Below are 1,710 nucleotides of genomic sequence, written 5' to 3' on the forward strand. Positions count from 1 at the left end.
ATTGCGGCTAAGGGGACTTGACTCGGCTCGAAGGGAATATCACTGCGACAGATCCCCAGCCGTTGTCGCTCGGCTTGAGGATAGCCGCCAGTGGCAATAACTTCGATATCGCTGAGGCGACTAAACACACCTTGAATTTCGGCGATTTCTGGTGGCGAGAGGAAGTCGGTTTCGACTACTTCCCAAGTCTTGATGGCTTGTTCGGCGAGATCGATCGCGCGTGCTACAACTTCACGATTCTCGACTCTTTTTAATAATTCTTCTCTAGGGAGCATTCGGTAATTAATTGAGAATTGAGAATTGAGAATTGAGAATTAGTAACTGTCGATCGGTACACAAGTCGTATGAACTAATTTTGGGTTAAGACTTGAAGCTTAGGCTTCCATAGCTTTATGCCTAAATATACCTACATCCAGAGCGGACTCGATCGATTGGAAATTAGCTAAATCTTTACTGATACATGTCGATGTAACTTTGGATATTTTCGAGATCGAATTTACGCAAGATCGTGGTCGATTGTTGGAGGAGGAGCTGGGAACCTTCGACGACGATGAGATATTTACCAGCATTGAGACGGTTGCGATAGGGTAATGCGTCGCCACTACCAAAAGCAATGCCGCTCCCACCACCGATAAAGACACTACCCATCGCGCCACCGATCGCACCGAGGAAACCACTAATAATATGGTCGCCGATTTCACCCGCCCAGGCAAATGTTTGTAAATTAGTCAGGATGCTAAAGCCAGCGCCACCCAAAAATCCGAAGGGAATCAACCAACTTGCCATCAGTTTGGCTTGTTTTTGCGCGACTTCGTTCGGATCGATCAGTCCAAATTCATCAGCAGTTTTATAACCGCGACCGAGAATAGTGATTTTGTCGAGCGGTAAACCTTGCTTCTCTAACATTGTATATGCTGATTCCGCTTGGATGCGATCGGACAGTACGGCGACTAAGTAATTATTGTTCATCTTAAATGATGGGAGATGGGAGATGGGAGATGGGAGATGGGAGATGGGGGTAGGGGGAGGGAATAAGGGGAGAAGGAACTTTTCAATCCAAAATCCAAAATACTCCCATCTCCCATCTCCGCACTCTCATCTCTAGATTGTGAAATTGAACAAAGGATAACCCCGCTGGAGGGCTAATCCAGTTAAAATGTGCTATTGCACTGACCTTTATCTTACCTAACCGATCGTGTCTAAAGTTCTTGTTTCCGATCCCATCGACCAAGCGGGGATAGATATCCTCTCGCAGGTCGCACAAGTAGACGTTAAAATTGGCTTAGCACCAGCAGAGTTGGCACGGATTATCGGTGAGTACGATGCGATTATGATTCGATCGGAAACCCGGATGACCGCAGAAATCATTCAAGCTGCGAATAATCTCAAGATTATTGGACGTGCGGGTGTTGGCGTAGATAACGTAGACGTTCCCGCTGCTACCCGGCGCGGAATCGTGGTCGTCAACTCTCCTGAAGGTAACACGATCGCCGCTGCCGAACACGCACTGGCAATGATGCTCTCGATGTCTCGCTACATCCCGGAAGCCAACCAGTCGATGAAAAGCGGACAGTGGAATCGCAAGCAGTTTGTCGGGACTGAAGTTTATAAAAAAACGCTCGGTGTCGTCGGTTTGGGTAAAATTGGCTCCCATGTGGCAACTGTCGCCAAAGCAATGGGGATGAAATTACTGGCATACGATCCATTTAT

The 1,710-nt window shown here is 47.4% G+C and carries 2 protein-coding genes and 1 pseudogene; 1 reads left to right on the top strand and 2 read right to left on the bottom strand.

Annotation, left to right across the window (positions count from 1 at the left end; genetic code table 11):
* Both RMO52_RS13420 and RMO52_RS13425 read right to left on the bottom strand, forming a co-directional pair.
* Nucleotides 1-275 (bottom strand): annotated as a pseudogene (locus tag RMO52_RS13420) (photosystem II S4 domain protein); the annotation flags it as partial.
* 175 nt (nucleotides 276-450) lie between these two features.
* Nucleotides 451-969, bottom strand: a complete 519-nt coding sequence (locus RMO52_RS13425) for a hypothetical protein (protein WP_309742032.1) — start codon at nucleotides 967-969, stop codon at nucleotides 451-453.
* Nucleotides 970-1,195: 226 nt separating this feature from the next.
* Between RMO52_RS13425 and RMO52_RS13430 the strand changes: the two genes are divergently transcribed.
* Nucleotides 1,196-1,710: NAD(P)-dependent oxidoreductase (locus RMO52_RS13430; protein WP_310414994.1), on the top strand; the 515-nt coding region annotated here is incomplete at its 3' end.

Source organism: Chamaesiphon sp. OTE_8_metabat_110 (genome assembly GCF_031382685.1).
Taxonomy (GTDB): Bacteria; Cyanobacteriota; Cyanobacteriia; order Cyanobacteriales; family Chamaesiphonaceae; genus Chamaesiphon.